This is a genomic window from Streptomyces boluensis, assembly GCF_009908195.1.
GTDB lineage: Bacteria > Actinomycetota > Actinomycetes > Streptomycetales > Streptomycetaceae > Streptomyces > Streptomyces boluensis.
Genome location: NZ_JAAAHS010000058.1, coordinates 20,980 through 27,171, shown reverse-complemented (window position 1 = coordinate 27,171; position 6,192 = coordinate 20,980). Strand labels below are relative to the sequence as shown.

7 protein-coding genes are annotated in these 6,192 nt (G+C 70.3%); 4 read left to right on the top strand and 3 right to left on the bottom strand.

Annotation, left to right across the window (positions count from 1 at the left end; all coding sequences use genetic code 11):
• Positions 1–146 precede the first annotated feature (146 nt).
• Complete coding sequence (locus GUY60_RS10820; RefSeq protein ID WP_223178680.1) at positions 147–1,127, top strand: hypothetical protein; 981 nt, start codon at positions 147–149, stop codon at positions 1,125–1,127.
• Positions 1,128–1,137: 10 nt separating this feature from the next.
• On the opposite strand, the gene GUY60_RS10815 is transcribed toward GUY60_RS10820, so the two are convergent.
• Positions 1,138–1,755: a TetR family transcriptional regulator gene (locus tag GUY60_RS10815; RefSeq protein WP_161696344.1), complete on the bottom strand. Its 618-nt coding sequence runs from the start codon at positions 1,753–1,755 to the stop codon at positions 1,138–1,140.
• 365 nt (positions 1,756–2,120) lie between these two features.
• Between GUY60_RS10815 and GUY60_RS10810 the strand changes: the two genes are divergently transcribed.
• Positions 2,121–3,302 carry an IS701 family transposase gene (locus GUY60_RS10810; protein WP_161696342.1) on the top strand — a complete coding sequence of 394 codons (1,182 nt, stop codon included), beginning with the start codon at positions 2,121–2,123 and terminating at the stop codon, positions 3,300–3,302.
• A 26-nt stretch (positions 3,303–3,328) separates the two neighbouring features.
• On the opposite strand, the gene GUY60_RS10805 is transcribed toward GUY60_RS10810, so the two are convergent.
• Both GUY60_RS10805 and GUY60_RS10800 read right to left on the bottom strand, forming a co-directional pair.
• The gene (locus GUY60_RS10805) at positions 3,329–3,799 is read right to left on the bottom strand and encodes a hypothetical protein (RefSeq protein ID WP_161696340.1); all 471 of its coding nucleotides are present in this window, start codon (positions 3,797–3,799) and stop codon (positions 3,329–3,331) included.
• 10 nt (positions 3,800–3,809) lie between these two features.
• A complete protein-coding gene (locus GUY60_RS10800) occupies positions 3,810–4,376 on the bottom strand; it encodes a hypothetical protein (RefSeq protein ID WP_161696338.1) in 567 nt (188 codons plus the stop codon).
• Positions 4,377–4,580: 204 nt separating this feature from the next.
• On the opposite strand from GUY60_RS10800, the gene GUY60_RS10795 reads away from it, so the two are divergent.
• Both GUY60_RS10795 and GUY60_RS10790 read left to right on the top strand, forming a co-directional pair.
• Positions 4,581–5,024 carry a winged helix-turn-helix transcriptional regulator gene (locus GUY60_RS10795; protein WP_161696337.1) on the top strand — a complete coding sequence of 148 codons (444 nt, stop codon included), beginning with the start codon at positions 4,581–4,583 and terminating at the stop codon, positions 5,022–5,024.
• Between the two features lie 157 nt (positions 5,025–5,181).
• Positions 5,182–6,189, top strand: coding sequence for a DUF1702 family protein (locus GUY60_RS10790; protein WP_312866250.1), 1,008 nt, complete (start codon positions 5,182–5,184; stop codon positions 6,187–6,189).
• Positions 6,190–6,192 lie beyond the last annotated feature (3 nt).

The following is a 6,192-nucleotide window of genomic DNA, read 5'->3' as shown; positions in this document are numbered from 1 at the left end:
GGCCAAGTGGGCGCGGCTGCGGGCGGGTTGCCGAGGCGCTCTATCGCGGCGGGTGTGGTGCTTCCTAAGCTGCGGCGCGTGCGGCGGCGGTTCGATCTCCGCGGTCGTGCTTCCGGCATGGTTGAGCAGCCTGAAAGGGGCCTGCAGTGGCGCGTGTTGAGGAGTTCACGGTCCGGGGGAGTGACGGGGGGCAGCGCGGGCCGTTGCTCACGGACGGGGCGGCGGCCGTGCGGCGGCGCGGGCTCGTCCTCGGGATCAGCGCCCTGGTCGGGTTCCTGCTGACCGTGGTGTGGTCCGCGGAGTTCGTCGACCAGACCGTCGGCGCCACTATCGCCGACGGCATCCTCGGGCACAGCGCCGAGGACACCCCGATCGCCGGGGCGGCCGCCGGGGTCGCCTTCGCGTTCACGTCCGGGCTCGCCGGGACGTTCACGGCCTGCAACATCGCGGCCTTCGGCGCGGTCGCCCCGATGCTCGGCGCTGTCGGCAGCCGCTGGGGCCGTCTCGTACAGGCGTTGAAGCCGCTGGGCTGGATGTCGCTCGGGATGGTCACCGTCGCCGCGGTGTACGGAGCCGTCGTCGGGGCGGTCGGCACCTCGATGCCGCAGTTCTCGCAGGCGGACTCGCTGCCCGGGGAGCTGTCCGGGCGGTCCGTGCAGTCGATGGTCGTGTTCGGTGTCATCGGGCTCGCCATGCTCTACCTGGGGCTCAGCGCGCTCGGCTATGTGAAGGACCCGTTCGCCCGGATCGCCGTGCGTTTCCCGCACGCGCAGACCGTGTTCATGGGTGTGCTCATCGGCGGCTTCCTGATCGGGCGGCCCTATCCGCTGTTCCGGCACCTGTTCCGGGACGCGGCCGAGAGCGGCAACCTGCTGTACGGGGCTGCCGCGTTCGTCCTCCAGTCGCTCGGCAACATCGTGATCATGGCGGTGCTGTTCCTGGCGGTCGCCGCGTTCGCCGGTGGGCGGGTGCAGGCGTGGCTGACCAGTAAGCCCGGCCGGCTCGCGGTGCTCACCGCGGTCACGCTGATCGTGGCCGGCGTCTTCACGTTCCTGTACTGGGACGTACGGCTCCTTGCTCGGCGGGAGATCATCCCCTGGTACCCGATCGCGCCCTGGGCCGTCTGAGCGGTCCGGCTCACCTGCCGGGCGTCGCCGCGACGCCCGGCAGGACTAGGTGCCAGATGTCATCGAGCAGGGCGACCGCGTCCGTGCTCGTGACCGCGTCCGTGTCCGTCCCCGGCCGGTCCGTACGCAGGCGCCGCACCCGGGCCTCCGTACCGGCGACCAGGTGGGTCACCAGGCCCGCCACCGTCTCCGGGGTCGCCTTCGGCTGCAACTGCCCTGCCTCGTAGGCCTGTTGGAGCAGTACGTCCACGCGGGTCAGCCACAGTCGCGAGCTGGACACCTCGACGGGCAGCTCGCGCTCCAGGCGTACGGACGCGCGCACCGTGTCGTCGGTGTCGAGGAGCCGGGCCAGCGTCAGGGTCAGCTCGACCAGCTGGTCGAGGGGGGCGCCGTCGGCGTCCAGCGCGTCGAGGGCGCAGGCGACCGCCTCGTGCCCTGCCGCCGAGACGGCCTGGGCCAGCTCCGCCTTGGACGAGAAGTGGAAGTTCAGGGCCCCCGCGGAGATACCGCCGGTGAGCTTGGTGATCTGGGCCAGGGACGTGGCCGCGTACCCCTGGCGGTCGAACAGTGCGGCCGCGTTCTGGACGAGGGTGTGGCGCGTGCGCGCGGCCCTCTCCTGTTTCACCATGTTGTCTCCGAAGCGCTGCTTCAAGGTCGTGCGGAAGCTGGGGCGCCCGGGTCGGTGCGCTGATCTTGTGAACCGGCGGCGGACTGAGCGGCTGGGTCACCTTTACCGGTGAACGGGCCCGGAACAAGCCGGAGTTGTTCAAGTCGTCCAAACGAGGGACGGCTTTTTGGGGGCCGCGGGCGCCCGTGCGCTGCCGGAGCTGGCCGAACCTTCCAAAGTGGTCGTGTCTCGTGTGCGATCTGGCCGGAGTACGCACTGGAGGACGGCTCGAATACAGGCCCAGCGTTCGGATGCGGCCCGTGGACGCGCCGTATGTTCGGCCCCGTGTTCGCCAGTCACCGACCGGCACAGGGAGGTAAGGCACCATGGCAACTCGCGACTTGACCCGTTCACAGGTGTCGGTCTCGATGTTCATCGAGCGAGTCTTCGGACACCTGCCCCGCACAGACCAGCGCTACTGGGCACAGGCCTATCTCACCGGCCTGCTCAGCGCGGAAGGGAAGAAGTCGGTACGGCGCCTCGCCGCCGCCGTCTCCGACTCCCCGACCGCCTCGCAGTCCATGCACCAGTTCGTGAACGCCAGCCCCTGGGACTGGGCCCCCGCCCGCGCCGAGCTGATGCGCTGGACGGAGGAGCGGCTCGCCCCGAAGGCCTGGACGCTCGACGTGGCGGTGATGCGCAAGCGCGGCGAGCACTCCTGCGGGGTGCACCGGCGCTTCGTCCCGTCCACCGGCAGGTCGGTCAACTGCCAGGTCGGCGTGGGCGCGTTCCTCACCTCGGAGTCGGAGGCGATCCCGGTGGACTGGGGGCTGCTGCTGCCCGGTTCCTGGGTCAACGACGAGCAGCGCAGGTCGCGGGCGCGGATCCCGGGCGGTGTCGACACCCGCGCCATCGACCAGCACGCGCTTGACCTGGTGGACACCCTGTCGAGCAGTACGGGGTCGGGGGATCTGCCGGTCGTCGCGGATCTGACCGCGTATGCCGGGGCGAGTGCGCTGGTGCGAGGGCTCAGTCGGCACGGGCGGGGCTTCGTGGTGGCGGTGCCCGGCCGGATGCCGGTGGTGCCCGGCGGGCATCTGACGGCGCGTACGGCGCTGAACGGGGAGCTGCCCGCGCCGGTGGAGGCGCAGCGGTTCTTCGAGTTGAAGCAGAACAGTCAGCTGCGGCTCGACACCTCCGCCGTGCGCGACGGGCGTCCCGGTCAGGCCTCGGTGCTGACCGGTCTGGTGCGGCTGCCGGAGACGCGCGTCAACCGGGCGGTCCCGCACCGTACTTACCGGCTTTTCGCGGTGCGGCACAGTGCCGGGCGGCGCTCCACGCAGTTGTGGCTGACCAATATGGCGCACCGGCGCACGGACGAGTTGTTCGCCCTGACCCAGCTGCGGCGCAGGGCCAGGGCGACGGTGCAGGCGCTGGAGAACGAGTACGGCCTGCTGGACTTCGAGGGGCGGTCGTATCCCGGCTGGCATCACCACATGACGTTGGTGTCGGCGGCGTACGCGTACGGGAGGGCTGAGCGTTCAGGGGGGTTGGGGTTCCCCGGTTGAACGGGGCGGGTTCTCCGGGGCGGGCCTCAAGTGCGGGACGGGCCCGGTCCGGGGGTCAAGTGGCGCCTCGCCAGCCAGGCCAGCAGGCCGTAGCCCGTCAGGAGCAGCAGGGCCGTGAAGATCCACTCGTGGGAGCCCTCCGGGCTGTAGACGCGGCCCGCGTTGCCCACGTCCACGGCCTTGACCCGCTGGCCCTCCTTCAGTGACTCGCGGCCGCTGCCGTACAGGGTGGTGGGGTCGCGGCGGAGCGTTCCTCCGGCGGACTCGAAGGTGCCGGTCCACTCGCAGGTCTCGTGGCCCGGATGCCGTACGCAGGTGAGTTGGCCGGCGGTGAACGTGCCCGCCACCCCCTCGGCCGTGGCCGCGCGGGCCACGTTGCCGAGGTTGGGCAGGGACACGAACAGCAGGATGCAGGCGAAGGCGAGGACCAGGCCCGAGACGAACCCCGAGGGCCTGCGGGTTCTCCTCACCGTGCTCGCCGTGGTCGTCGGGCTCATCGTGCGGTGCTCACGCCTGGAGGGCGCATGTGCAGCGCACCGACGGGTCGTCTTCCTTGCTGATCCGGGTGTGCAGCACCATCGCCACGACCATCGGGATGGTGACCAGGGCGTTGTAGAAGAGGTGCAACTCCACGCGGGGCGCGAAGAGTTGGATGATGCTGGTGGGTACGGCGTTGCCCGCGAGGTACGCGCCGGTCAGGGCCTGGAGGAGCAGCAGCAGATGCTCGAAGTGGTGCCAGACCTGGATGCCGAGCGTGACGTTCCACCAGGTGCGGGACTTCCCCGTGAAGCCGGGCCGCAGCACGATGAAGCCGACGAGCATGACCAGGGCGTAGCCGTAGTGCATCCACTCCGAGGTCACCAGCCACGGGAAGGGGATGCCGAGGACGCCGCGGGCCTCCGGCACCGGCCAGCCGAGGATGTATATCTGCATGGCCTGGACGAGGTGTTCCGCCCAGTGCGCGAGCACGATCACGAGGAAGACCCGCAGACCGACCTTGTGCAGCCGGGTGTTGAGCGTGTCGAGCGCGCCGCCCTGTCTGGACGGCGGTGCTTGCGTGGCGGATGCGGTCATGGTTCGGGAACCTCCCTGGCTCGGAATCCGGGGAGATCATCCCAGCATCTCCCGGTACTTGAGGGCTTCTTCCAGAATGCTGAACCGGTTTCCGGGGGCGCTTTCGTGACGTGCTTCGGCATGTTTGCGTACCAACTTCCCTAAGTAGGTGCGTGTGGAGTCAAGTGGGTTCTTTCACGCAACTCGTACCGCTACCTTCGAGAAATGCTGCCGAACACATACGAAGGGCAGGACTGTAATCTTGCCCGCTCACTCGAACTGATCGGGGAGCGCTGGACGTTGCTCATCGTCCGTAACGCGCTGCTCGGCGTGAAACGCTTCGACGGATTCCTCGGGAACCTGGGCATAGCCCGGAACGTCCTGACCAACCGCCTCGGCCGCCTCGTCGACCTGGGCATCATGGAGAAGGTCCCGTACCAGGACAGGCCGGTCCGGTACGAGTACCGGCTCACCCCGATGGGCCGCGACCTGACCCGTGCCGTGATCGCCCTGATGCAGTGGGGCGACCGGAACCTGCCCTCCGGTGAGGGCCCGCCGCGGCGCGCCGAGCACATCGGCTGCGAGGGCCACGTCCATGTCCACCTCGGCTGTGACAAGTGCGAACGGCCCATCCACGACGAGGAGGTGGCGGTGCGCCGCATCCGCTGAACGCCCTGTTGAACGCCCTGCTGAACGGCCGGGCGGACCGCCGTCCGGTGCCCCGTCGCCGGGTGCGGGCTGCGCATCTGGGAAGATGCCCGCCGCTCGCGCCCCGCCGGACGATGAGGCCTCCGCCACCATCCGGGTGGCCATCGAGGAGGCGATCGTGGCGACGGCAATGGGAGCGTTGCGCAGACTGCTCATGGCTCCGTCCCTGAAGGACGTGAGCTTCGCCGGCCGCGGATTCCCCGTCGTCGAGACGGCCGCGACCCGACAGCTCGAGTCGATCCCGCAGTCCGTGGTCTGCGGCTTCGAGTGGGGCATCGACGCCTCCGGAGTCTGGGAGCTGGAGCGCAGACTCTCCCTGGTCGACCCCGAGACGCGGGGCTTCGCCTACGAGGGCGCCACCATGGCCTCGACGGTCCGGGACGTGATGGGCCCGCGCAAGGGGACCCGTACCGAGGAACTCCTGGCCGGTGAGGGGAAGCGGCACATCTTCCTCAACTACATCGGCATCGGCTTCGCCATGGCCCGGCTGCCCCGGCCGCTGTGGAAGAAGGTCATGCCCCAGCTGCCGGACGAGTCGTACTACCCGCAGATGAGCTGGCTCGCCGTCGACGGCTACGGCTTCGACCGCGCCTACTTCGACACCGAGCGCTGGATCGACGGCCAGTACGTGGACCGCCCCTACGCCTGGGAGGGCGCCGCGGAGTACTTCCCGCGCGCCGTCGACCAGGGCATCGGCCGCGCCCTGTGGTTCATCCACGGCGCCCGCGTCGACCATGTCGCCGCCGCCGTGGGCCGGTTCGCCGAGGGCCGGCAGGCCGACCTGTGGGCCGGGGTCGGGCTCGCCGCGACGTTCGCCGGCTGCTCCACCCCCGAGGACCTGAACGCGCTGCGGCACGCCTCCGGCGAGTACCGCGACCACCTCGCGCAGGGCTCCGTCTTCGCGGCCAAGGCCCGCCACCACTCGGGCACGGTCCCCGAGCACACCCGGACGGCCACGCACGCCCTCGCCGGGGTCACCGTCGAGTCCGCGGCGCGCCTCGCCGACGACACCTACGTGCCCTCCGGCTCCTCCGCCGCGGGCCCCGCGTACGAGCTGTGGCGGCACGGCGTGCGTGCGCGTCTGGTCGTGAACGCGGGCGCCCGACAGTCCGCTGAGCACTTCTGAAGT

Excerpts from the sequence above, each read along its gene's own strand:
- GUY60_RS10815 (WP_161696344.1), bottom strand. The coding sequence starts at position 1,755 with ATGGTGAAACAGGAGAGGGCCGCGCGCACGCGCCACACCCTCGTCCAG.
- GUY60_RS10800 (WP_161696338.1), bottom strand. The coding sequence starts at position 4,376 with ATGACCGCATCCGCCACGCAAGCACCGCCGTCCAGACAGGGCGGCGCG.
- GUY60_RS10795 (WP_161696337.1), top strand. The coding sequence starts at position 4,581 with ATGCTGCCGAACACATACGAAGGGCAGGACTGTAATCTTGCCCGCTCA.
- GUY60_RS10810 (WP_161696342.1), top strand. The coding sequence starts at position 2,121 with ATGGCAACTCGCGACTTGACCCGTTCACAGGTGTCGGTCTCGATGTTC.
- GUY60_RS10805 (WP_161696340.1), bottom strand. The coding sequence starts at position 3,799 with ATGAGCCCGACGACCACGGCGAGCACGGTGAGGAGAACCCGCAGGCCC.